Genomic DNA, 22817 nt, shown 5'->3' with positions numbered 1-22817 from the left:
TTTCATTAGACGGAGCACAGGCGTTTTGGTTGCTCCTAAAAATGAAAATGTGATAAAAAATCCAAGAATTTTTTTTCTTTCTTATTTTCATAAAGGGCAATCGCGTAAGCGCCTGCATAGGGCAGCTGTACAGACTGATAAGGAATTCTGATCATCTGTTTCTCTGCTAACTCACGCTTTACTGTAGATAAAGGCAGAAATGAAACTCCGAGTCCTTCCTTGATAAACCGTTTCGTTATATGTGTTTGAGTGACCTTCATTGTTCTCACAAATGGAAATGTCATTCTGACTTGACGGAGCAAGTCGTCCCAGTAATCAGGATGATTGTGGGTCAAAAGCAGGTATTGTTCGAGCACCTCTTTGGCATCAATTTCGTTGTCTTCTATGAAACGCTTATCGGGCGGGGCAACAAGGACGACAGGGTCTTTGTATAAGCAGTGGCAGCTTAAAGAAGAAGATTGTACCTTTAAACAGCTTAGTCCGATATCTGCTTCCCCGGCTTTAATCAGTGACGCGATTTCCGCTGATTCGAAAATCGTAACCGCCATTTCTGTTTCCGTATTCATTGCTGTGTACCGTTTCATGACAGAAGGAAGCACAGTATCTGCAATAAGCGGAGAAACCGCGAGCTGTAAGGTTTGAGAGTAGCCTTGTCTCACTCTGTGAAGCTCTGCCATGCTGTTTTCATAATCATCAAGAAGCCTGAGCGCATACGGCAAATACGCCCTGCCTTCATCAGTCAGCTGGATTTGCCTGCCTTTACGTTCGAACAGCTTGCAGCTGATTTCTTTTTCTAATTGCTTGATATGTACGGTCACAGTAGGCTGAGATAAGAAAAGCGTTTCCGCCGTTTTTCGGAAGTTCTCATATTTTGCAGCGGTCACAAAGGTGTGAAGCCATTTGAAATCCATTTCTATTCTCCCTCTGATTAATATTTTTAATTAATTCCCTTTAAAATATTCATTATTTTTTAAATATTATATTTACTATAATAACAGAAAAGGATAGGGGGAATACAAATGGTACATTACGGATTAAAGGGAATTACATGTGTAGAAACATCCATCAGCCATATTGATGGTGAAAAAGGGCGTCTGATTTACAGAGGACATCATGCAAAAGACATCGCACTGAATCATAGCTTTGAAGAAGCGGCTTATTTGATTTTATTTGGAAAACGGCCTTCAACTGAAGAATTGCAGGTATTTAAAGATAAGCTGGCTGCGGAACGGAATCTTCCGGAACATATTGAGCGCTTGATTCAATCACTGCCAAACAACATGGACGATATGTCGGTGCTGAGAACGGTTGTTTCAGCATTGGGGGAAAATACGTACACATTCCATCCGAAAACAGAAGAAGCAATCCGGCTGATTGCAATCACGGCTTCCATCATTGCATACAGAAAAAGATGGACGCGCGGTGAACAAGCAATTGCACCTTCTTCCCAGTACGGACATGTCGAAAACTACTATTATATGCTCACAGGCGAACAGCCTTCAGAGGCAAAAAAGAAAGCGCTTGAAACCTATATGATTCTGGCCATGGAGCACGGCATGAACGCATCGACTTTTTCGGCACGAGTCACGTTATCAACAGAGAGTGATTTAGTGTCAGCCGTCACGGCTGCTCTCGGCACGATGAAAGGTCCGCTTCACGGAGGCGCTCCTTCTGCGGTGACAAAAATGCTTGAAGACATTGGAGAAAAAGAACATGCTGAAGCATATCTGAAAGAAAAACTCGAAAAAGGAGAGCGCTTGATGGGATTCGGCCACAGGGTGTACAAAACAAAAGACCCGCGGGCAGAAGCTTTGAGACAGAAAGCAGAACAGGTGGCCGGCAATGACCGTGATCTTGATCTTGCGCTGCATGTAGAAGCAGAAGCGATTCGTTTACTAGAAATCTACAAACCGGGACGAAAGCTGTACACAAATGTTGAATTTTACGCGGCTGCAGTGATGAAGGCCATCGATTTTGACGATGAGTTGTTTACTCCGACCTTTTCAGCAAGCCGAATGGTAGGGTGGTGCGCCCATGTGCTGGAACAGGCAGAAAACAACATGATTTTCCGCCCGTCAGCGAAATATACCGGTGCCATTCCCGAGGAAGTTCTTTCATAACATATTTTGGCGTTTATTCATTTCTTTCATGTGGTAACGTTCAGTATCAACCACATGTCTAGGAGTGATGAATGTGAACCCAATGGACAGACAAACAGAAGGACAAGAACCGCAGCATCAGGACAGACAGCCGGGCATTGAGTCAAAAATGAATCCGCTGCCGCTGTCAGAGGACGAGGATTATCGAGGAAGCGGAAAACTGAAAGGAAAAGTCGCGATCATTACTGGAGGCGACAGCGGAATAGGGAGAGCAGCAGCTATTGCCTTTGCTAAAGAGGGGGCTGATATCTCCATTCTATACTTAGACGAGCATTCGGACGCAGAGGAAACACGTAAACGGATCGAAAAGGAGAATGTCCGCTGCCTGCTTATCGCGGGAGATGTCGGGGACGAAAACCATTGTGAACAAGCTGTGCAGCAAACAGTCGACCATTTTGGTAAACTCGATATCTTAGTGAACAACGCCGCTGAACAGCATCCCCAGGACAGCATTCTCAATATTTCAACAGAACAGCTGGAAAAAACCTATCGCACAAATATTTTTTCCATGTTTCATATGACGAAGAAAGCTTTGCCTCACCTGCAAGAGGGGAGTGCCATTATTAATACGACATCGATTACCGCTTATGAAGGGGATACGGCGTTAATTGATTATTCCAGCACAAAGGGTGCGATTGTTTCCTTTACGCGTTCCATGGCGAAGTCGCTCGCAGATAAAGGCATCAGAGTGAATGCGGTGGCGCCCGGTCCGATTTGGACACCGCTTATTCCGGCGACATTCCCTAAGGAAAAAGTGAAACAGCACGGCTTGGATACCCCAATGGGAAGACCGGGACAGCCGGTTGAGCATGCAGGCGCCTATGTTCTGCTGGCGTCTGACGAATCTTCCTATATGACAGGGCAGACCATTCATGTGAATGGCGGACGTTTTATTTCAACGTGATCAACGAAAAACCAGCTCCAGAGCTGGTTTTTTTGTGTGGTGAAAAATTTCAAAATAAAAAAATTGTCGATTTTTCTAACAATTTTGTTTTCATTTTTGCAATTTTATATATAATATTGAGTAGGAGAAAGGAATGATTCGCGACCAGTACAAATATAGTAGAAAAAAAGAAAAATGACCATTGTTGCTCATGAATTCAGAAAATTCAAATAAAATATATAAAAATAGATGATCGGGAGTTGAAGGGGAATGAAAGGGAGCGTTTTTAGGAAGAAGAGCATTCAGGATTTAATCGCTGCGACGAGCGGTGAAAAGTCTTTAAAAAGAGAATTAGGGGCATTTGATTTAACATTGCTTGGAATCGGCGCCATTATTGGCACAGGGATTTTTGTTCTGACGGGAACAGGTGCAGTCACGGCCGGTCCCGGGCTGACGATTTCATTTGTTGTGGCGGCGCTGGCTTGTTTATTCGCCGCCCTGTCTTACGCGGAATTTGCGTCAAGTGTGCCTGTTTCAGGTTCGGTGTATACATTCACTTATGCGACATTGGGAGAGCTTATGGCCTTTATTATCGGGTGGGATTTAATTTTAGAATACATGCTGGCGGTAAGTGCAGTGTCGGTCGGCTGGTCTGGTTATTTCCAATCGTTTTTATCAGGGCTCGGCATTCATCTTCCGGTTGCTTTAACAGCGGCACCGGGCGCAGTGAAAGGCACCTTTACCCTGTTTAATCTTCCTGCATTCGTCATTGTAATGGCGATCACATATTTGCTTTATTTAGGCATCAAAGAATCAAAAAGAGTCAACAATATCATGGTTATCTTGAAGATACTGGTTGTTCTGCTGTTTATCGCGGTGGCAGCCGTTTACGTGAAGCCGCACAACTGGCAGCCGTTTATGCCAATGGGCTTTGGCGGCGTGTTCAGTGCAGCGGCGCTCGTATTCTTTGCTTTTATCGGATTTGACGCTGTATCCTCTGCTGCGGAAGAAACGAAAAATCCCGCGAAGGATCTGCCTAAAGGCATTATTTTCTCTTTATTGGTCTGCACGATTTTATATGTCACCGTATCAGCGATCATGACTGGGGTTATCCCGTTTGCTCAATTTGCGGGTGTGGATCATCCGGTTTCTCTAGTTCTTCAAAGCGCAGGGCAAAACTGGGTGGCTGGCATCATTGATATTGGCGCCGTGCTGGGAATGACAACAGTTATGCTTGTGATGCTTTACGGGCAGACACGCGTCATGTTTGCCATGTCTCGTGACGGACTTGTGCCGGGCTCACTTTCTAAAGTGCATCCAAAGCACAAAACACCTTATGTGGCCACTTGGTTTTTCGGAACGATGTCGGCGCTTCTCGGCTCACTTGTTCCGCTGGATGAACTTGCAAAGCTGGTGAACATCGGGACACTGTCGGCATTTGTCCTGATTTCTGTGGCAGTTATCGTTTTGAGAAAGAAGCAGCCCGATCTTCCGAGAGCCTTTAAATGCCCGGGAGTTCCGGTTATCCCAGGCCTGGCGATTCTGTTCTGCCTGTTCTTGATTTTAAATCTGGGATGGGTGACGATTGTCCGCTTCCTAGTGTGGCTGTTAATCGGCTTGGTAATTTATTTCCTGTATTCAAGAAAGCATTCAAAATTAAATCAATAAATAACCTTTTGATAAGGAGAGCGGCCATACAGGCCGCTCTCTTTTCTGTTCTTGGCAAATGAATCTATAGAAATGAAGACAAAAATAAGAGATAATATAGGCTGGAAAGGAAGTGACGTTTATTGTCTGAGCAAAAAACAGTCCAATGGGCTTCGAAAATTGGTTTCGTCATGGCAGCGGCCGGCTCGGCTATCGGCTTGGGCGCGATTTGGAAGTTCCCTTACGTAGCGGGGACCAATGGGGGAGGAGCCTTTTTTCTTATCTTCGTGTTATTTACCATCCTCTTAGGCTATCCGCTTTTGGTGGGGGAATTTATTTTTGGAAGACGGAACCAGACGAATGCCATTGATGCATATAAAAAAGAAGCGCCGCGATCAGCTTGGTTTCTTACGGGGTGGATCGGCGTAGCCGCGTGTTTCTTAGTGCTGTCGTTTTACAGTGTAATCGGGGGATGGATTTTGCTGTATATCGTAAAAACAGCGTCAGGATCACTGTCCGGGCTTTCTCAAGCACAGTATGGCGCTCTTTTTGCTTCTATTATCCAAAATCCGGTGCAGACGCTCGCGGCTCAGCTTGTCTTTATGGCACTGACTGTACTCGTTGTCGCAAGAGGGGTTCAAAAAGGGATTGAACGGGTAAGCGCGGTGATGATGCCGATTTTGTTTTTATTGTTTATTCTGCTCGTTCTTCGGTCTCTTACGCTTAATGGTGCAATGGAAGGCGTAAAGTTTCTGCTTGTGCCTCATTTCGGCGATTTGACTCCGGAATCCATATTATTCGGGCTGGGACAGGCCTTCTTTACGTTAACACTGGGGGTTTCGGTGATGGTGACCTACAGCTCCTATTTGCCGAAAACACAAAATATCCCTCGTTCGGCAGCCTCCATTGTCTTGATGAATATCATTGTGACACTCTTGGCAGGTTTGGCTATTTTTCCGGCGGTTTTCTCATTCGGTTTTCAGCCAAATGAAGGACCGACATTGCTGTTTACAGTGCTTCCGGCCGTTTTTGAACAGCTTCCGTTCGGCACGTTGTTTTTTATCGGCTTTCTCGTTGCATTTTTATTTGCAGCCTTAACCTCAGCATTTTCGATGGTTGAAATTATCGTTGCCACAATCGGAAAAGGGGATGAAAAGAAGAGAAAAAAACTGTCATGGACGAGCGGGCTTTTGATCTTTTTGGTCGGAATCCCATGCTGCTTGTCTTATGGTGTTTTGAGTGATGTGCACCTATTTGGCAAAACGTTTTTTGATATTGCCGATTTTACCGTCAGCAATGTTTTGATGCCTTCAGGCGCTCTGTTAATTTCTCTATTTATCCCGCTGAAAATTTCGAAAAGCGAACTCTTGGCTGAAATGCGAAATGGATCAAATGCAGGTAAAGCATTCTTTTACACATGGTTTTATTTGCTTCGTTTTATCGTGCCGCTTGCCATTATTATCGTGTTCTTAAATTTAATCGGAATTTTATCATTTTAAAAAACAGGCTCCGTTTCCGGGGCCTGTTTTTTATTTAATAAGATGATATCAACGGTGCCCATGCCGTTTTCAGTTTTTGGATGCCGAGCCTGATGTCCTCTTCTGACAAACCGCCATAACCGATTAAGACAGAAGCAAAAGGCGTCTGTTCTTTATATGAGGGAGACACGGGATAGATGGTTACACCGTGGTCTGCGGCTGCTTGTATTGCTTCTTCCTCACTTGCTGGAAACAAAAGGCGCAGCAGAATGTGAAGCCCCGAGTTCTTACCGAGAATCTCAACGGTGTTTCCCAGTTCAGAGCGAATGGCTTCTAACAGGATAGCGTGTTTTTTTCGGTATAAGCTTCTCATTCTATTTATGTGTTTTTGCCACTCTCCGGTTTCGATGAAGTCTGCCAGTGCCAATTGCGAGTGGGCAGAAACGGTCTGCTTCATTAACTGAGCATTGTTTTGGATCGGTTCCATGAGTTCAGGGGGCACAATCATGAAGCTGAGCCGCAAGGAAGGCAGAAGTGACTTTGAAAAAGTGCCCAGATATATGACTCTGCCATTCGGATCAAGACCCTGTAAAGACGGAATGGGATGGCCGCTGTAGCGAAATTCTCCATCGTAATCATCTTCTATAATGAATGAATTTGTTTCTGCCGCCCATGCCAGCAGCTCCTGTCTGCGGGTAATCGTCATAATGGTCCCAATCGGAAACTGATGCGAAGGAGTCGTATACATGAGATAAGGATTCTGACGGTAGAGCTCATCCGGCAGGACGCCTTCTGCATCAGAACAAATCGGAGTGACATCCATGTGATTTGCTTCAAACATCCTTCTTGAACGGTGAAAGCCTGGTTCTTCAAAACCGATTTTTGTACCTGGCTTTAGCGAAAGGCAAAGAATTTGCAGAAGCACGGTGGTTCCTGCGCCGATGATAATCTGGCCGGGCTCGCAATTTACTCCCCGAGACAGCCTGACGAATCGGGCAATCATGTGTCTGAGTTCGTATTCTCCTTGAGGGTCGCCAGAGGTGTGAAACAATCCGGAATAGCGCTCAAGACTTTTTACTATGCTTTTTCTCCATGCGTTAAAGGGAAAGAGGGTCGGATCAACGCTGCCCTGATGGAAGTCAATAGCAGGTGCGTTCTTTTCATGTAATCCCGGCTGTACAGACTGCTGAAAATGGTCAGGAGCTGTCGGGAATCCTGGTTCTACTTCCGCCGCGAACCAGCCGATTTTCGGCTTGCTTTTGACATAGCCCTCAGCAGTTAATTGCTCATAAGCTCGTTCTATAGTTGCCGTGCTGACATCGAGCAAGCTGGAGAGCCTGCGTTTTGACGGAAGTCTTGTTCCCTTTGTGATTCGCGCATGTGAAATTTCTTGTTTAAAAAAGGTATAAAGCTGTTCATACAGCGGTGTTTTGCTCTTTTTATCAAGAAACGGCGTAATATCCATCTCATGTCTCCTTTGTAGCTGGCATGGTCATTTTTTCTGATATTGGCTATTTGGCAAATGCCATTTATTAGCTATGATCATTGTAACGAAAGGAAAGGGGATTGAGAAGATGATCCATATGAAACAATTAACCTCGAAAGAAGAATGGGCTGAGTCGTATCCGATTATGAGTGAATTGAGAACAGAACTGGATATAGAGACGTATTTACAAAGGCTTGAAGCCTGTGTGCAGAAAGAATCGTATATGCTGTTTGCCTTATATGAAAATACAGCAATCAGAGCGCTGTGCGGGGCTCTGCCGAGAGTTTCCATTCATAAAGGAGAGCACTTGTGGATTGCGGATCTTGTTACAACGGCACCTTGCCGATCAAAGGGATACGGCAAAATGCTTTTGGATTATGCCTCAGACTGGGCGAGAAAAGCCGGACTCGGTTTTGTCAGTCTTTCATCTGGCCTGCAGCGTAAAGACGCACATCGATTTTATACAGATAAAATGGGTTTTACTATAGAAAGTTATTTGTTCCGAAAACCGGTATAACGAAAAAAGACGCCTGAAAAGGCATCTTTTTTAAAAGCCAAACTGTAAATTCGTATCTACAGATACAATGGTATACACACAAATAATCACAAAGAGATTAAGGATGACGCCGAGCAGGCCGGGGCCTGTGCGCCCTCTCTTGATGAAGAGTTCAACAACGCCGAACGGAACGGCAGCCATGGCGAACGGAAGCATTTGATAGGAATAAAACGTGACGTTGCTGATAATGGCCAAATTCAGCAACAGCAGGGACAGAACCGCTGTCCCGACAGAGATCCAGCCGAATACATTGTGTTCTTTAAAAATTCTTACCAGTTCCATAATTCCACCTCGCCGACATTCGCTGATTTTACAGATTTATTTTTCAGCATGCGCTGGATTTCCTTGGTTGGCCCTGTAACGACCGAACCGTATACATTGACACCGTTTTTCTCTACATAATCTAATCGGTTATCTACATTCAGGTCTTTCCGTTTTGAAATGACCTGAGCCCATTTTTCGTGTTTGGACATGAATTTTAGGGCGTTGATAAACTGATCGCCATTCGACTTGCCTTTTGTATTAAGGGCGGCCAAGAACTTTGAATCCTTTCCAGGATAGCCAAGAGGTTCTGTGGAAGCTGTCTTATTTGTGTTTTTCTCTGTTTCGATTGCGTTCCACAAAAAGCTCACATCATAGCCTTTGAATTTGTTATACACGTCTTTTGTCGGATATGCACGGTCATATGAAAGGTAGACCTCTGATACCGTTCCTTCAGGCAATGTGCTTAACGTTTTTTCTGCTTTTGCGGTCGTTTGTTCAGACTTGTTTGAAGGATGTGTAAAGTAATGGCCGGTTATATTCACTTCTAAGTCATAGTAGTTTACTGCCGGCGCTTTTACTTTGTTATAAAACATTTCAACCCGTTCATTCCCTACGGCAGCCGTCTTCGTGCCAATCTGCTTTTGCAGCGGGAATTCCGTATTCATTCCAAATAGCTTCACTTGGCTTTTCAGTCCGGAAGTATCAACAAGAACATTCGGCATGGTCAGGGCTACAGTGACTGCGGCAGTTTCCATAAACTCATTGCCGGTGCTGTGTTTCCCACCCATTCCGTAATAGAGGTAGCTTCCCAGCGTACAAAGCGGCAAAATCATCAATGTCGAAATGACGGCAAGCACAGAAATTCGCAAATAAGACTTGCGTTTGCCGTAGGCTAAAATCGCTTTTTGTTTTTCAGGACTGATGCTGAGATCCCAATCGTTATCGTCCTCTAGTTCGCTGTCAATCAGTTCCTGATATACTTCGAGCTTCTCAAGTTCTTCCTCAAATGCAGTCATTTCCTGGTCGCTCATTTCCCCATTTTTATATTGATCAAAACGCTTTTTAAATTCTTCATTCATCATTAACACCTCTATTATAAAGTGCTTTCAGCCGCTGTCTGGCACGAAATAAAACACTTTTAAAATTCGCCTCTGAAATATTCATAATATGGGATGCTTCTTTGTAGTTTAACTCTTTTAAATAATATAGCGTTAAGGCCTCCCGATAATTATCGGGGAGCTCGGACATATAACCAGTCAGCACTTCCTTTATCTCTACCTGATGGGCAGGACTTTGAACAGCATTTTGAAAGAGGCTTCCGATTAAGTCATCAGAAATGGTTACTTCTTTCTTATGCTTTCTGACGTAATCAATGAAGGCGTTTCGCGCCACTTGAAAAAGCCAGGGCTTTACTTTGCTGTGATCATAGGAGTGAATGTGTATGTATGCCCGCATAAAGGTTTCCTGCAGCAAGTCTTCAGCAAGATGCTTGTCTTTTGTCATGGAGAGCAGGAACCTGTAAACATCATTCATGTACATTTGGTAAATTTCATCGATCGTCACTGCCTTTTCTCCCCTCTATGTTATACACGCATAAGAAAGGTTTAAAGTTGCACATTACATGCAAACGGCTTTTTTATACCTAATCAAACACCATTACTATATAGTACCCAAAAATGGCCCCAAAAGATAGTGCGGAGAAATGTTTAACATTTTTTCCAGAGGGGAAAAGATAGTGAAAAAGTGAAGGAGTGGCACAATGGAATATACCAGTATAGCAGATACAGGAATAGAAGCCTCCAGAATCGGCCTCGGCACATGGGCCATTGGCGGAACGATGTGGGGAGGCACTGACGAAAAAACATCGATTGAAACAATCCGCGCCGCTCTTGATCAGGGGATTACACTGATTGACACCGCGCCGGCTTACGGCTTCGGGCAGTCCGAGGAAATCGTCGGAAAGGCAATCAAAGAGTACGGCAAAAGAGACCAGGTGATTCTCGCAACGAAAACGGCTCTGGACTGGAAGAACAACCAGCTGTTCCGCCATGCGAACAGAGCGAGGATTGTAGAGGAAGTTGAGAATTCTTTGAAGCGGCTTCAAACAGACTATATTGATCTTTATCAGGTGCATTGGCCCGATCCGCTTGTGCCAATTGAAGAAACGGCTGAAGTCATGAAGGAATTATATGATGCGGGAAAAATCCAGGCGATTGGCGTCAGCAATTTTTCAATTGAGCAAATGGATACATTTCGCGCCGTCGCACCTCTCCATACGATTCAGCCTCCATATAATCTGTTTGAAAGAGAGATGGAAGAGAGTGTCCTTCCTTATGCGAAAGATAACAAGATAACAACATTATTATACGGCAGTTTATGCAGAGGGCTGTTAACAGGCAAAATGACTGAAGAATATACATTTGAGGGCGATGATCTGCGTAATCACGATCCAAAATTCCAGAAGCCCCGCTTTAAAGAGTATCTTTCTGCTGTCAATCAATTGGATAAGCTGGCGAAGACACGTTATGGAAAATCAGTTATTCACTTGGCTGTCAGATGGATCTTAGATCAGCCGGGAGCGGATATCGCTCTTTGGGGAGCAAGAAAGCCTGGGCAACTTGAGGCCCTATCTGAGATTACAGGCTGGACGCTGAACAGTGAAGATCAGAAAGATATCAATACTATATTGGAAAATACGATATCAGACCCTGTCGGACCGGAGTTTATGGCCCCGCCGACCAGAGAGGAAATATAACAAAAGCTGAGGGCGAATCCTCAGCTTTTTGGCGTTTTAACGGGAGAAATCTTAAAAATTAGTACCAGGTAATAAAAAATGTTGTTATAATAGATGACAGAAAGAATCATTGATTACGACAAAGGAAGTGCGATATGTATAAGTTTTGTGCAAATGCTTTAAAAGTTATTCTTTCTCTTCGCGGAGGAGTGAAGGTGTATAACAAAGAAAACCTTCCGGCCGATTCAGGTTTTGTCATCGCGTGTACACATTCCGGCTGGGTTGATGTGATTACACTCGGAGTCGGGATTCTTCCTTATCAAATACACTACATGGCGAAAAAAGAGCTTTTTCAAAATAAATGGATCGGTTCGTTTCTGAAGAAAATTCATGCTTTTCCGGTAGATCGGGAAAATCCCGGGCCAAGCAGTATTAAAACGCCGATTAAGCTGCTGAAAGAAGGAGAGATCGTCGGTATCTTCCCAAGCGGAACAAGAACCTCTGAGGATGTGCCTTTGAAAAGAGGTGCGGTGACGATTGCGCAAATGGGGAAAGCGCCGCTTGTCCCCGCTGCATATCAGGGCCCTTCAAGCGGAAAAGAATTATTCAAAAAAGGAAAAATGAAGCTGATTATCGGTGAGCCTCTTCACCAGGCTGATTTTGCCCACCTGCCTTCAAAGGAAAGACTTGCAGCAATGACAGAGGCTTTGAATCAGCGGATTAAAGAACTAGAGAATAAACTTGATCAGCTATAAGGCGTTCTGAGAGATTGCCCTGAACTGTGAAAATAAGAAAAGCACCTTATACAAGGTGCTTTTCTTATTATGCTTCCTGCTGGTTAGCTGTCTCCAGAAGTTCTTCTTCTTGAAGCTTTTTCACTTCAATATATGCCACGTGGTGGCCGTCAATTTCATTAATGATGAATTCGCAGCCCTCTTCGATGATGGAATCATCTTTTTCAACATCGTATTTTTGAGTAAGGAACCAGCCGCCGATTGTGTCGACTTCTTCGTTCTCTAAATGAATGCCTAGCAGGTCGTTTACTTGGTCAATTAACACTTTTCCGTCAAGAATATAATGGCCTTCGCCGATTTTGCGGATTTCGCTAATTTCATCAATATCAAATTCGTCGCGGATTTCACCGACAATTTCCTCAATGATGTCCTCAACCGTCACAAGCCCGGCAGTACCGCCGTATTCATCAGACAAAATGGCCATGTGGACCCTCTCTTTTTGCATTTTGACAAGCAGGTCTTGGATCGGCGCAGATTCAATGACATGAATGATCGGGTTGACGAATTGAGAAATGGTGGAATCAACAGATACCTCACCGCTTATGCAGGCTGTCAGCACTTCTTTAATGTTAATAACCCCGATAATGTTATCTTTATCGCCCTCTTCCACAGGGTAGCGGGTATATTTTTCAATCTGAATGATGTCCATCATTTCAGAAATCTTGATATCATGCGGAAGGCTGACAATTTCGGTCCGCGGAATCATAATTTCTTTCGCGAGCCTGTCGTCAAATTCAAAGATTTTATTCACATATTTAAACTCTGATTGGTTGATTTCACCGCTTTTATAGCTTTCAGACAAAATGATTCGCAGCTCTTCTTCTGAGTGAGCCAGTTCGTTTTCTGAAACGGTCTCCAGGCCAAATGCTTTGGTCAATAACCGTGCGGAATTGTTCAAAAGCCAAATGAATGGGAACGCGATGCGGTAAAACCAAATCAGCGGTTTCGCAAACAGCATAGACACTGCTTCCGCCTTTTGGATAGCGACTGTCTTAGGTGCAAGTTCTCCGACAACAACGTGTAAGAACGTGATAATGGCATACGCAAAAATAAACGATATGACATGTGAAAGGGAACCTGGAACGTTCATTTGGACGAAAAGCGGGTGAAGCAGCCTTTCGATCGTTGATTCACCTAAAACCCCTAATCCGATGGAAGTCAATGTAATTCCGAGCTGACACGCAGATAAATATTCATCAAGATGCGTGGTCACTTTTTTTACGGCTATTGCTGCTTTATTTCCTTCCGCGATCAGCTGATCGATCCGTGAGCCTCTGATTCTGATAATGGCAAACTCAGATGCCACGAAAAATGCCGTCAGGGCGATTAAAACAGCAACTAAAATCAAATTCACTATGTCCAATTAGAACCTTCACTCTAGCAATGAGAATGAAGGTAACACCTCCTGTTAGATAAAATGGTTTTAACTTAACAGCAGCATAAATGATTGGAACACGGCGAGCTTTTCAGGCGGGAGTTTGCTTTTCAGCTTGTCACGATCCTCGGGCTTCAGCCGTTCAAACCGATGCAAGATTCCGGAGATGTTTTGATTCATATGATCAATTTCTAATGCCAGATTTCCAATTTCATCATCAAGTTTAGCTGAAGAGGGAAACTGGTTCTCCAGTCGATCTTTAATATCGGACAGGGCCAATCGCTGCTTCTTGCAATCTACAATAAATATAAGTCGTTTGAGTGCATTTTCGTCGTAGTAACGGTAATTTGAACAGGATCTGGCCGGCGTAAGCAGACCGAGATTCGTATAATAATCAACTGTCCGTTTCGTTACTCCGGCGAGTGCCGCTAGTTCACTGATGCGATAAGTCTCAGCCCCATCTATATCCCTCCCAACCATCACGTTATAGTTATGAGAATAGTTTAATATATGAACGGTGTCTTGCACAAGTTTATTGTTTTTTTCAGACCGGAATTGGAAGTTGTGGAATTCATCATCTGATTGAAGTAACATAGGAAGATAGAATTTTCAAATTTTTATATGCGGAAGGGACAGATGAAATTGGCTGGGTTATCCCGGGAAGTTGAAGAAAATTTAAATAAAGGATCATGGATTCGCAAGCTGTTTGATGAAGGTGCAAGGCTGAAGAAGGAGTTCGGGGAAGACCAGGTATTTGATTTTTCACTCGGCAACCCGATTGTTGAACCGCCTGAAGCTTTTAAGAGAGCGTTAATAGAGGAAGCTGAAAAAGGCAGCCACGGATACATACAAAATCAAGGGCTTCCTGCAGCGAGAGAAAAAGTCGCGCAATTTCTGGGGTCACGTTTTGAAGCTGATTTCTCAGCGGAGCGTATCGTCATGACGGTGGGTGCGGGAGGCGCTTTGAATGTTGCGTTAAAAAGCATCGTAAACCCTGGGGAAGAGGTCATTATTCTCGCACCTTATTTTGCCGAATATAAGTTGTATATTGAGAACTACGGGGAAAGGCCGTCAGCTGCCCGTTGACAAGCCGGTTTGAGATCGACATTGAAGCGGTAAGGCAATCGATCACTCCACAGACGAAAGGGCTGATTCTCAATACACCGCATAACCCCACAGGCACTGTTCTCAGCCAGAAAAATATAGACGATTTAGGCGCTTTATTAAAAGAAATAGAAGAGAAGAGCGGCCAGACGATTTATGTGCTGTTTGATGAACCGTACAGTCAATTAATCTATGATGAAGAGCTGGCAAATCCGTTTCAATCGTACCATCGTGTGATATTGGCCAGCTCATTCAGTAAAGATCTCGGCATAGCCGGAGAGCGGCTCGGGTATATCGGATTGGACAGCCGAATGCCGGATGCGGACCTTTTGATCAACGCTTTTGTGTATTGTAATCGAACGCTTGGATTTGTGAATGCCCCTGTCATGATGCAGCGGGCTGTGGCACGAATGGATGATTTAAGAGTAGACGCGAGCGCTTATAAAGAGCGCCGGGATTTAATGGTAGACATTTTAAAAGAAGCCGGTTTTGAATTTGAAATGCCAAAGGGAGGTTTCTTTGTTTTTCCGAAATCGCCGATTGAAGATGAAGTTGCATTTTGCGTGCATGCCGCCCAAAAATACAAATTATTAATTGTGCCGAGCAGCGGTTTTGGAATGAGCGGGCATTTCCGATTATCCTTCAGTGTGCCGATCGAGCAGATTAAAAACTCACGGGACATTTTCATTTCTTTATATAAAGATTTTGCTTAAGAAGGCAAAGAAAAGAAAACAGTTTTCAAGGCTGTTTTCTTTTTATATCCACAAAATCCTTCCTCTTCCAATCCAGACAGGCGCAGAATTGACAAGCAGGCATGCAGTTAAGGCTTTCTTCATGATAAAAGTCTAAAAATTAAAAATCATTTTTGGAATGAGTTGTGTTACAATAAAATATACAATTTATAATCAAACTTTGACTTTTGGAGGTGGTATGATGGGGCCCTCTGCTTAGGCAACAATACACCGCGTACCTCAATGTTAAGGAAAAATGATTATATCAGGAGGTGACTCCTTATCCTTTGTTGAGAGGATAGGGTTAAATGGACGATATTGACAGTCTGATTTTAATTGGCGTGCTCATTGCTTTAACCGCGTTTTTCGTTGCAAGCGAGTTTGCGATTGTTAGAGTGAGGAGATCCAGAATAGATCAGCTTATCACAGAAGGAAACAAACGGGCGATACTCGCAAGGCGTGTCATTACAGATTTGGATGAATATTTATCCGCATCCCAGCTGGGCATTACATTGACATCAATCGGGCTTGGCGTACTGGGTGAGCCGGCCTTTGAACGGCTGCTGCATCCACTGTTTGAACCGCTCGGCTTGCCAGACTCGGTTTCACATGCAGCCTCTTTTGCAGTCGCGTACGGCTTGATCACGTTCCTGCACGTTGTTGTAGGTGAACTGGCCCCGAAAACGGTCGCGATTCAAAAGGCAGAACAGCTGACTTTACTGATAGCGGGCCCTTTGCGTTTATTTTATTTGCTCCTGTTTCCGTTTATTTGGATCCTCAATGGATCGGCGCGGCTTTTATGCGGGATGTTCGGTTTGAAGCCTGCGTCAGAACATGATGGTTCCCATTCTGAGGAAGAACTCAGGATGCTGTTATCTGAGAGTTTAAAAAACGGAGAGATTAATCCGTCTGAATATAAATATGTGAATAAGATTTTTGAATTTGATAATCGGATCGCCAAAGAAATTATGATACCGCGGAAGGAAATGGCTGCTGTGTCAACTGAGATGACGATGGCCGAGATGCTTGAAGTCATGCTGAAGGAAAAATACACGCGCTGGCCAGTCACAGATGGAGACAAAGACAGTGTGATCGGTTTGGTCAATACGAAGCATTTGTTTTCTGATTTGCTGTTTATGACAGAAGAAGAACGAATGAAGATGACGATCCATCCGTATGTGAGGCCGGTCATCGAAGTGATTGAAACGATCCCGGTTCATGACTTGCTGATTAAAATGCAGCGCGAGCGCATTCATATGGCTATATTGTCGGATGAATACGGAGGAACCTCGGGACTTGTGACGACAGAGGATATTCTTGAGGAAATTGTCGGAGAGATCAGAGATGAATTTGATGAAGATGAACAGCCGCTGATCCAAAAGCTTGGCGACGGCCATTATGTGATGGATGGAAAGGTTCGGATCGATCAGGTGAACAGCCTTCTTGGCGCATCGATTCAAGAAGACGTCGATACGATCGGCGGGCTGATATTAAAAGAAAACATCGATATTGAGGCTGGTGAATCCATTCGCATCGGTTCATATACGATAAAGGTGCTGAAGATGGACGGCCGATTAATCAAGCAAATCGATATAAAAGAAGAAGCCAGCAACACAACCGGGATTACGGCGCACCACAAGCTGCCGCTGCCTGAGCCTGTGATGCTGAACAGTGCAACCTTGAGCGAGAAATAAGCTCAAGGTTTTTTTATATTGTGATTGTCCAGCCGCACCAAAATGCCAAAAGCGACCCGCAAAGTGTCAGGGCGATGTACAAGATGCTTTCTATTACACGTTTGGCCATAAGGAGTTGAATACTTTCAACGCTGAAGGTGGAAAAGGTCGTAAAGGCGCCAAAAAACCCCGTGCCGATGATAAGCGAGACCGAAGCATTTGCAACGTGAAGTCCTGTAAATATTCCGAGCCCGAGAGCTCCGAGAATATTGACTGTCAGTATGCCAATGGGCAGGCTCAGACCTTTGGTTTTGGCGGTTATGACATTGCCAAGCCAGAACCGAAGCATTGCGCCAAGTCCGCCCCCTATGAAAATACCCGCTAGTGTCATCTTTCCTGCAGCCCCTTTCTTTGCTGAATGCCTGCTATGCGCCGTCCCGCAAAAACACCAATCAGTGCAAATATGATCCCTGATATCAATGAGGCTGCCACATATAAAAGAGCCAATGAGGGTTGTCCTTGCAAAAGCATCACCGTTTCCTTAGAAAACGTGGACATTGTTGTGAAGCCTCCGCAAAAGCCGGTGCCTAAAAAAGCCGACAGCAGAGGCCGTTTTGCCCCGATCATAAAAAATCCGGTCAAAATGCCTAATAGAAGGCTGCCTGCCGCATTTTCCAGCCAGGTTGCCGCCGGGAACTGACCGGTGTGTATCCATAAGTTTAATCCGTATCGGAGGCAGGCGCCAAGCGCGCCTCCGATAAAAACCGCGCTATATATTTTCATGTTTGCCATCCTTTATGATGAAATCCGGGTAATCTGTAACGATGCCGTCCACGCCCATGGCTTGTAATTTTGCCGCTGTCTTTTGATTGTTGACAGTCCATGCAAATATGTTTAAGCCATTTTTATGGACGGAGCCGATCATCAGACGGTTGAGCCGTGTGTATTTTATATTGACATAGTTTGCAAAAGAGCGGAAGGCCTTCATCTGATTTCTGGACAGCATGCCAAAGTTGGGCCTTGTAATGACCGCTGTCGGAATCGAAGGATAAAGCTCGCGGAACCTTTGGACGGAGCGGAACTGAAAGGATTGAACAATATTATTGATAGAAAAAGAAAATTGCCCTAATAGCTGTCCCACCTCTTCTTCAATTCCGACTTGAGACGGATGGCCTTTTAGTTCAATTAAAAGGCCGATTTTTTTGTGGTAGCGCTTGAGCACCGCTTCCAGGGTCGGAATACGCTCTCCTTGAAAAGCGGGACCGTACCAGCTTCCTGCATCGAGTTTTTGCAATTCCTCCAAGGTAAAATCCTTAACAAAGCCCGATCCGTTTGTTGTTCGGTCAACCCTGTCATCGTGTATCACAACAATCTGCCTGTCTTTTGTAAGCTGGACATCCAGTTCGATCATATCTGCATTCATTTTCACCGCAAGGTCAAATGCGGCAATCGTATTTTCCGGAGCGTAGCCGGATGCTCCGCGATGGGCAATGATGTACAAGCTAAGTCAGCTCCTCGTATGGGCATTTCTGTTATTGTATCAAATCCATATATGCACCGCGATACAAACTGGTGAATTTTTTCTGCCATATCGGAATGGTCCGGGCTGAGGAATGCGTATAACTAAAAAAAGACACTCAGCGTATCAGAACACATTTCGTCAGAAAATTAGGTCTTTCGACATGTTCACAACAAAATATGATCCTTTATAATAGCAAAAAAGGAGGCGAGATCATGGGAAAAGGGAGAATCAGAGTGGAGGAAAGAATTAAAGCCGAAACGGATGCTGAAATGCAAAAAGCAACTCTCCTTGATCAGACACAAACGAAAAAAGGTAAGTGACTGTCCCTATTGAATCTGGCTGATAGATGAATGAGAAATGACCCCGGCGTTTCGCCGGGGTTTTGTGCTGCAAAAGACATTTAAATGAACATCCTTACGAATATTTTAGTATAATAAACAATTGATTGGGATAGAGGGGAGACAGTCATGCCGGATTATCTGCAGCAGTATTTTACGCTTGATAACATCATACAAATCGGCATCAGCTTGGCGATTTTGCTGGTGTTTCTTATACTGAGAAAATTATTCACAAGATATTTCTTTAACTTGCTTTTTAATTTGACAAACCGGCCGAAAACAGAAATTTTTAAACAGGTGGTTCTGGCGTTTGATAAGCCGGCCAGATGGTTTTTTGTTGCCCTTGGGCTGTTTTTAGCGATCCGGTATTCACCGTTTTTAGATGAGCAAATACCGGTCATCAGCAAAATATACCGCTCACTGATTGTGGCGCTCTTGTGCTGGGGTCTTTGTAATTTGACCGCAACATCGTCGTTTATCTTCCATAAGGTGAATCAGCGCTTCGAGCTTGACATGGATGACATTCTGGCCCCGTTTTTATCCAAATTGCTCCGTTTTGTGATCATTGCGCTCAGTGTCAGTGTGATCGCTCAGGAATTCAATTATGATGTCAACGGATTTGTAGCGGGCCTTGGTCTTGGCGGACTGGCTTTTGCGCTTGCCGCGAAGGATACCATCAGCAACTTCTTTGGCGGTATTATCATTATTACTGAAAAGCCGTTTACAATTGGTGACTGGGTGGAGACGTCGACAGTAACAGGATCAGTCGAGGATATTACCTTTAGGAGCACGAGATTCAGAACAGCACAGGGGGCGCTTGTAACGGTCCCGAACTCTACGCTGTCGATGGAAGCGATCACGAACTGGACAAGAATGACTAAACGCCAGATTACGTTTTCCATCCATGTGTCCTACGCTACGCCGATTGAGAACCTTGAACGCTCCATTCATTCTCTCAGAACAATGCTCTTAGAGCATGAGGGCGTTGATAATGAAACAATCATGGTCAACTTTGATACGTTTGCCGACAGCTACTACAATTTATTTTTTAACTTCTATACAAAAACGACAGTTTGGGCTGAAAACCTTAATATTAGAGAGGATATCAACTATAAAATTATTGAGATTTTAGGTGCAGAAGGTGTCCAGTTTGCATATCCCGGCCAAATGGTTGTTGTCAAGCAAAAGCACGAAAGCGACCCATTCCAGGTGAATCTAAATAAAGAGGAAAAGGAACGGGCTTAAAAGAGAGACTTCGTCTGACAGAGGCGGAGTCTTTTTCATGGTAAAATAAGAGAAAAAGGCGGTGTTGAGTTGGAAACATTCAAAAGTATTCTACATGAAGCACAGAGAATTGTTGTGCTGACAGGAGCGGGAATGAGCACAGAATCAGGGATTCCAGACTTTCGTTCAGCAGGGGGCATTTGGACGGAAGATGCCTCAAGAATGGAAGCAATGAGCCTTGATTATTTTTTAAGTCATCCGCGGCTGTTTTGGCCCAAATTCAAAGAATTGTTCCAGATGAAAATGAGCGGCAGCTTTGAACCGAATGAAGGCCATTTGTTTTTAGCTGAGCTGGAGAAGCAAGGGAAGCAGGTCAATATTTTTACGCAAAACATTGACGGTCTTCATAAAAAAGCGGGGAGCAGGCATGTATACGAACTGCATGGTTCTATCCAGACAGCAGCTTGTCCGGCATGCGGCGCCCGATATGATCTTCCCCATTTGCTGGAGCGGGAGGTGCCGGAGTGCACGGCGGCCGGAAACAATGGGGACATTTGCGGAACGGTATTAAAAACCGATGTTGTTCTCTTTGGCGACGCCGTCATGCACTTTGACACCCTTTATGAAAAGCTGGATCAAGCAGATCTTTTATTGGTTATCGGCACGTCTCTCGAAGTGGCTCCGGCTAGATTTGTGCCTGAGGATGCAAGTCTGATTCCCGGCATGAAGAAAGTCATCATAAACCTTGAACCAACGTATTGCGACAGCTTGTTTGACATGGTCATCCATCAAAAAATCGGCGAGTTTGCCCGAAGTTTGGGCATAAAAAAGTGAGCCGCCTTATGCGCCTCACTTTTTTATTCATGAACAGGAACCATTGTGTCCTCTAACACTCCGAAGGAATAGCCTTTTTCTTTTAATTTATTGATTAGTACCGGCAGCGCGTTTACGGTGGCGGGAAGATCATGCATGAGAATCACATTCGGGCGGCCTGAAGAGCTTTGTTCCATATTTTCAAGCTGCTCTAACACGGCCGTCACATACTTTGAATTTCGGTATTTCCAGTCCATGCTGTCAATCGTCCAATCCCAGTACACAAAACCGTCTTTCTCAAGATTGCGGATTTGTGAGGGGGTTAGTGACGGCTTGCTTCCGTAGGGCGTTCTGACAAGAGCGGTTTTATAACCTGTAATGTCCTGCAGCGTGTCACGCGCCTCCTGCATTTCTTTTAGCGGAGATGTAGGTGTTTGATAGAACAATCTGTTATTGTGGGTAACGCCATGTAAACCGAGTGCGTGGCCTTCCTTTTCTGCTCTTTTCACAGCCTGCTTGAATTCGTTCATCCGCGGTGACAGCATAAAAAACGTCGCTTTTACATCAGCGCTTTTCAGTACATCGAGCAAGCGGGTTGTAAAGGCTGACGGGCCGTCATCGAAGGTTAAGTAAACCGTTTTATCTCCCATGTCCTGCTTTGTCTGCAGATGTTTTATCAGCAGATCGGGGGAGTCGTTTTTCAGCTTAAGGCTTTCCTTCTCATCTCGAAGCTGTCCGTTAGTTGTGACAGTGACTTCCTTTGCTTTCGTTGAACTGTTGGAATAACCCAAAATCACCATAAGCAAAAGCAGCACACATAAAACTGCTAAACTTGCAAATTTAAAAGCAAGCGAAACTGCAGAAGGAGAAGCTTCTCCTCTCGTTTGTCGCATAACAATCTCTCCATTGGCATAAAATCTCTACATAATGCTGTACAGCAGGCAGCTTATGAAGATGCCTTATGTTTACAACCTATGTATTACCAGTCAAGTATACAGGAATAAAACTGGAAAGCACATAGAAAAGTTGTCGAAATGTCAGATTTTAAGGAAAAAATAAACTCCTTTCCGCTATAGATCTCTTGATCTTTCTGTTTTTCAGCTTGTCCAATATGGTAGAATTAGTGACAATGACAGCTTGAATGACATCAAGGACATCTCGAAAAGGGAGGGCTTTTATGAAGGTTTTAGTCAATGGCCGGCTGATTGGGCGCAGTGAAGCATCAATCGATTTGGAAGATCGCGGTTATCAGTTTGGTGACGGCATCTATGAAGTGATCAGGGTGTACAAAGGAGTATTGTTCGGTTTACGTGAGCATGTAGAGCGTTTTTTCAGAAGTGCTGCTGAAATCGGAATTTCACTGCCATTCAGTATAGAAGATCTCGAGTGGGACCTGCAAAAGCTTGTACAGGAAAATGCGGTCAGTGAGGGAGCGGTATACATTCAGACAACAAGAGGTGTGGCCCCGCGAAAACACCAGTATGAAGCCGGCCTCGAGCCGCAGACTACTGCCTATACGTTTACGGTGAAAAAACCGGAGCAAGAGCAGGCATACGGAGTGGCGGCCATTACAGATGAGGATCTTCGCTGGTTAAGATGTGATATCAAAAGTCTGAATTTACTGTATAATGTCATGACGAAGCAAAAGGCCTATGAAGCGGGAGCATTTGAAGCCATTTTACTTAGGGACGGCGTTGTTACGGAGGGTACATCCTCTAACGTTTATGCCGTTATCAACGGCACGGTGCGAACACATCCGGCTAACCGGCTCATTCTCAATGGAATTACACGGATGAATATTTTAGGACTGATTGAGAAGAATGGGATTAAACTGGATGAGACTCCTGTCAGTGAAGAAGAGTTGAAACAGGCGGAAGAGATCTTTATTTCGTCAACGACGGCAGAAATTATTCCGGTTGTGACGCTCGATGGACAATCGGTCGGAAGCGGGAAACCCGGACCGGTGACCAAACAGCTTCAGGCTGCTTTTCAAGAAAGCATTCAACAGGCTGCTAGCATTTCATAAATGAACGAAG

At 44.4% G+C, this 22817-nt stretch carries 23 protein-coding genes and 1 pseudogene; 13 read left to right on the top strand and 11 right to left on the bottom strand.

Features of this window, described 5'->3' with window-relative positions:
* Positions 1-35: 35 nt before the first annotated feature.
* Complete coding sequence (gene citR / locus PUN35_RS09565) at positions 36-911, bottom strand: transcriptional regulator CitR (protein ID WP_003233357.1); 876 nt, start codon at positions 909-911, stop codon at positions 36-38.
* 108 nt (positions 912-1019) lie between these two features.
* On the opposite strand from citR, the gene citA reads away from it, so the two are divergent.
* The 4 genes from citA to PUN35_RS09545 all read left to right on the top strand — a co-directional run bounded on the left by citA (position 1020) and on the right by PUN35_RS09545 (position 6188).
* Positions 1020-2120, top strand: coding sequence for a citrate synthase CitA (gene citA / locus PUN35_RS09560; protein WP_014479297.1), 1101 nt, complete (start codon positions 1020-1022; stop codon positions 2118-2120).
* Between the two features lie 73 nt (positions 2121-2193).
* Positions 2194-3063 carry an SDR family oxidoreductase gene (locus PUN35_RS09555; RefSeq protein WP_014479298.1) on the top strand — a complete coding sequence of 290 codons (870 nt, stop codon included), beginning with the start codon at positions 2194-2196 and terminating at the stop codon, positions 3061-3063.
* Positions 3064-3312: 249 nt separating this feature from the next.
* Entirely contained in the window at positions 3313-4710 is a 1398-nt protein-coding gene (bcaP, locus tag PUN35_RS09550) for a branched-chain amino acid transporter BcaP (RefSeq protein WP_003245791.1), read from the top strand.
* Positions 4711-4832: 122 nt separating this feature from the next.
* A complete protein-coding gene (locus PUN35_RS09545) occupies positions 4833-6188 on the top strand; it encodes a sodium-dependent transporter (RefSeq protein WP_014479300.1) in 1356 nt (451 codons plus the stop codon).
* A 34-nt stretch (positions 6189-6222) separates the two neighbouring features.
* On the opposite strand, the gene PUN35_RS09540 is transcribed toward PUN35_RS09545, so the two are convergent.
* A complete protein-coding gene (locus tag PUN35_RS09540; RefSeq protein ID WP_014479301.1) occupies positions 6223-7632 on the bottom strand; it encodes a MocR-like pyridoxine biosynthesis transcription factor PdxR in 1410 nt (469 codons plus the stop codon).
* A 109-nt stretch (positions 7633-7741) separates the two neighbouring features.
* On the opposite strand from PUN35_RS09540, the gene PUN35_RS09535 reads away from it, so the two are divergent.
* On the top strand, positions 7742-8170 hold the full coding sequence (locus PUN35_RS09535) for a GNAT family N-acetyltransferase (RefSeq protein WP_009966899.1): 429 nt from the start codon (positions 7742-7744) through the stop codon (positions 8168-8170).
* 30 nt (positions 8171-8200) lie between these two features.
* On the opposite strand, the gene PUN35_RS09530 is transcribed toward PUN35_RS09535, so the two are convergent.
* Genes PUN35_RS09530 through sigM form a run of 3 tightly spaced genes read right to left on the bottom strand, consistent with a single transcriptional unit; the run spans position 8201 to position 10036 of the window.
* On the bottom strand, positions 8201-8491 hold the full coding sequence (locus tag PUN35_RS09530) for an anti-sigma-M factor (protein WP_003233341.1): 291 nt from the start codon (positions 8489-8491) through the stop codon (positions 8201-8203).
* Positions 8479-9555 (bottom strand): anti-sigma factor, encoded by a 1077-nt coding sequence (locus PUN35_RS09525; RefSeq protein ID WP_072592520.1) that lies wholly within the window; start codon positions 9553-9555, stop codon positions 8479-8481. The genes PUN35_RS09530 and PUN35_RS09525 overlap by 13 nt, the downstream gene beginning before the upstream one ends.
* Positions 9545-10036 carry an RNA polymerase sigma factor SigM gene (sigM, locus tag PUN35_RS09520; protein WP_003224177.1) on the bottom strand — a complete coding sequence of 164 codons (492 nt, stop codon included), beginning with the start codon at positions 10034-10036 and terminating at the stop codon, positions 9545-9547. Before sigM ends, PUN35_RS09525 begins: the two co-directional genes overlap by 11 nt.
* A gap of 196 nt (positions 10037-10232) precedes the next feature.
* Between sigM and akrN the strand changes: the two genes are divergently transcribed.
* Both akrN and PUN35_RS09510 read left to right on the top strand, forming a co-directional pair.
* The gene (akrN, locus tag PUN35_RS09515; protein WP_014479303.1) at positions 10233-11228 is read left to right on the top strand and encodes an aldo/keto reductase AkrN; all 996 of its coding nucleotides are present in this window, start codon (positions 10233-10235) and stop codon (positions 11226-11228) included.
* Positions 11229-11362: 134 nt separating this feature from the next.
* Positions 11363-11962: a 1-acylglycerol-3-phosphate O-acyltransferase gene (locus tag PUN35_RS09510; protein WP_003233335.1), complete on the top strand. Its 600-nt coding sequence runs from the start codon at positions 11363-11365 to the stop codon at positions 11960-11962.
* A gap of 67 nt (positions 11963-12029) precedes the next feature.
* Here the strand turns inward: PUN35_RS09510 and PUN35_RS09505 are convergent, their stop codons facing one another.
* Both PUN35_RS09505 and cueR read right to left on the bottom strand, forming a co-directional pair.
* A complete protein-coding gene (locus tag PUN35_RS09505) occupies positions 12030-13364 on the bottom strand; it encodes a hemolysin family protein (protein ID WP_009966903.1) in 1335 nt (444 codons plus the stop codon).
* Between the two features lie 60 nt (positions 13365-13424).
* A complete protein-coding gene (cueR, locus tag PUN35_RS09500; protein WP_010886460.1) occupies positions 13425-13856 on the bottom strand; it encodes a Cu(I)-responsive transcriptional regulator in 432 nt (143 codons plus the stop codon).
* A gap of 156 nt (positions 13857-14012) precedes the next feature.
* On the opposite strand from cueR, the pseudogene PUN35_RS09495 reads away from it, so the two are divergent.
* Positions 14013-15193 (top strand): annotated as a pseudogene (locus tag PUN35_RS09495) (pyridoxal phosphate-dependent aminotransferase).
* 326 nt (positions 15194-15519) lie between these two features.
* Positions 15520-16905: a hemolysin family protein gene (locus PUN35_RS09490; protein ID WP_014479307.1), complete on the top strand. Its 1386-nt coding sequence runs from the start codon at positions 15520-15522 to the stop codon at positions 16903-16905.
* A gap of 13 nt (positions 16906-16918) precedes the next feature.
* Here the strand turns inward: PUN35_RS09490 and crcB are convergent, their stop codons facing one another.
* Genes crcB through PUN35_RS09475 form a run of 3 tightly spaced genes read right to left on the bottom strand, consistent with a single transcriptional unit; the run spans position 16919 to position 18385 of the window.
* The gene (crcB, locus tag PUN35_RS09485; protein WP_003233320.1) at positions 16919-17275 is read right to left on the bottom strand and encodes a fluoride efflux transporter CrcB; all 357 of its coding nucleotides are present in this window, start codon (positions 17273-17275) and stop codon (positions 16919-16921) included.
* A complete protein-coding gene (locus PUN35_RS09480; RefSeq protein ID WP_014479308.1) occupies positions 17272-17667 on the bottom strand; it encodes a fluoride efflux transporter FluC in 396 nt (131 codons plus the stop codon). Before PUN35_RS09480 ends, crcB begins: the two co-directional genes overlap by 4 nt.
* Positions 17654-18385 (bottom strand): glycerophosphodiester phosphodiesterase, encoded by a 732-nt coding sequence (locus PUN35_RS09475; RefSeq protein WP_014479309.1) that lies wholly within the window; start codon positions 18383-18385, stop codon positions 17654-17656. The genes PUN35_RS09480 and PUN35_RS09475 overlap by 14 nt, the downstream gene beginning before the upstream one ends.
* Before the next feature lie 233 nt (positions 18386-18618).
* On the opposite strand from PUN35_RS09475, the gene PUN35_RS09470 reads away from it, so the two are divergent.
* The 3 genes from PUN35_RS09470 (at position 18619) to srtN (ending at position 20802) form a co-directional block, all read left to right on the top strand.
* On the top strand, positions 18619-18726 hold the full coding sequence (locus PUN35_RS09470) for a YhdX family protein (RefSeq protein ID WP_009966908.1): 108 nt from the start codon (positions 18619-18621) through the stop codon (positions 18724-18726).
* A gap of 147 nt (positions 18727-18873) precedes the next feature.
* Positions 18874-19989, top strand: a complete 1116-nt coding sequence (gene mscY / locus PUN35_RS09465; RefSeq protein WP_014479310.1) for a small-conductance mechanosensitive channel protein MscY — start codon at positions 18874-18876, stop codon at positions 19987-19989.
* A gap of 69 nt (positions 19990-20058) precedes the next feature.
* The gene (gene srtN, locus PUN35_RS09460; protein ID WP_014479311.1) at positions 20059-20802 is read left to right on the top strand and encodes a sirtuin NAD-dependent deacetylase; all 744 of its coding nucleotides are present in this window, start codon (positions 20059-20061) and stop codon (positions 20800-20802) included.
* A gap of 23 nt (positions 20803-20825) precedes the next feature.
* Here srtN and PUN35_RS09455 read toward each other — a convergent pair whose 3' ends face one another.
* The gene (locus tag PUN35_RS09455) at positions 20826-21674 is read right to left on the bottom strand and encodes a polysaccharide deacetylase family protein (protein ID WP_014479312.1); all 849 of its coding nucleotides are present in this window, start codon (positions 21672-21674) and stop codon (positions 20826-20828) included.
* 284 nt (positions 21675-21958) lie between these two features.
* Here PUN35_RS09455 and dat point away from each other — a divergent pair, with 284 nt between their 5' ends.
* A complete protein-coding gene (gene dat, locus PUN35_RS09450; RefSeq protein ID WP_014479314.1) occupies positions 21959-22807 on the top strand; it encodes a D-amino-acid transaminase in 849 nt (282 codons plus the stop codon).
* Positions 22808-22817 lie beyond the last annotated feature (10 nt).

It is taken from the genome of Bacillus sp. N3378-2at (assembly GCF_033412715.1).
Lineage (GTDB): Bacteria > Bacillota > Bacilli > Bacillales > Bacillaceae > Bacillus > Bacillus subtilis.
Note: the sequence above shows the minus strand (reverse complement) of the source record. Positions and strands in the feature narration are given on the sequence as shown.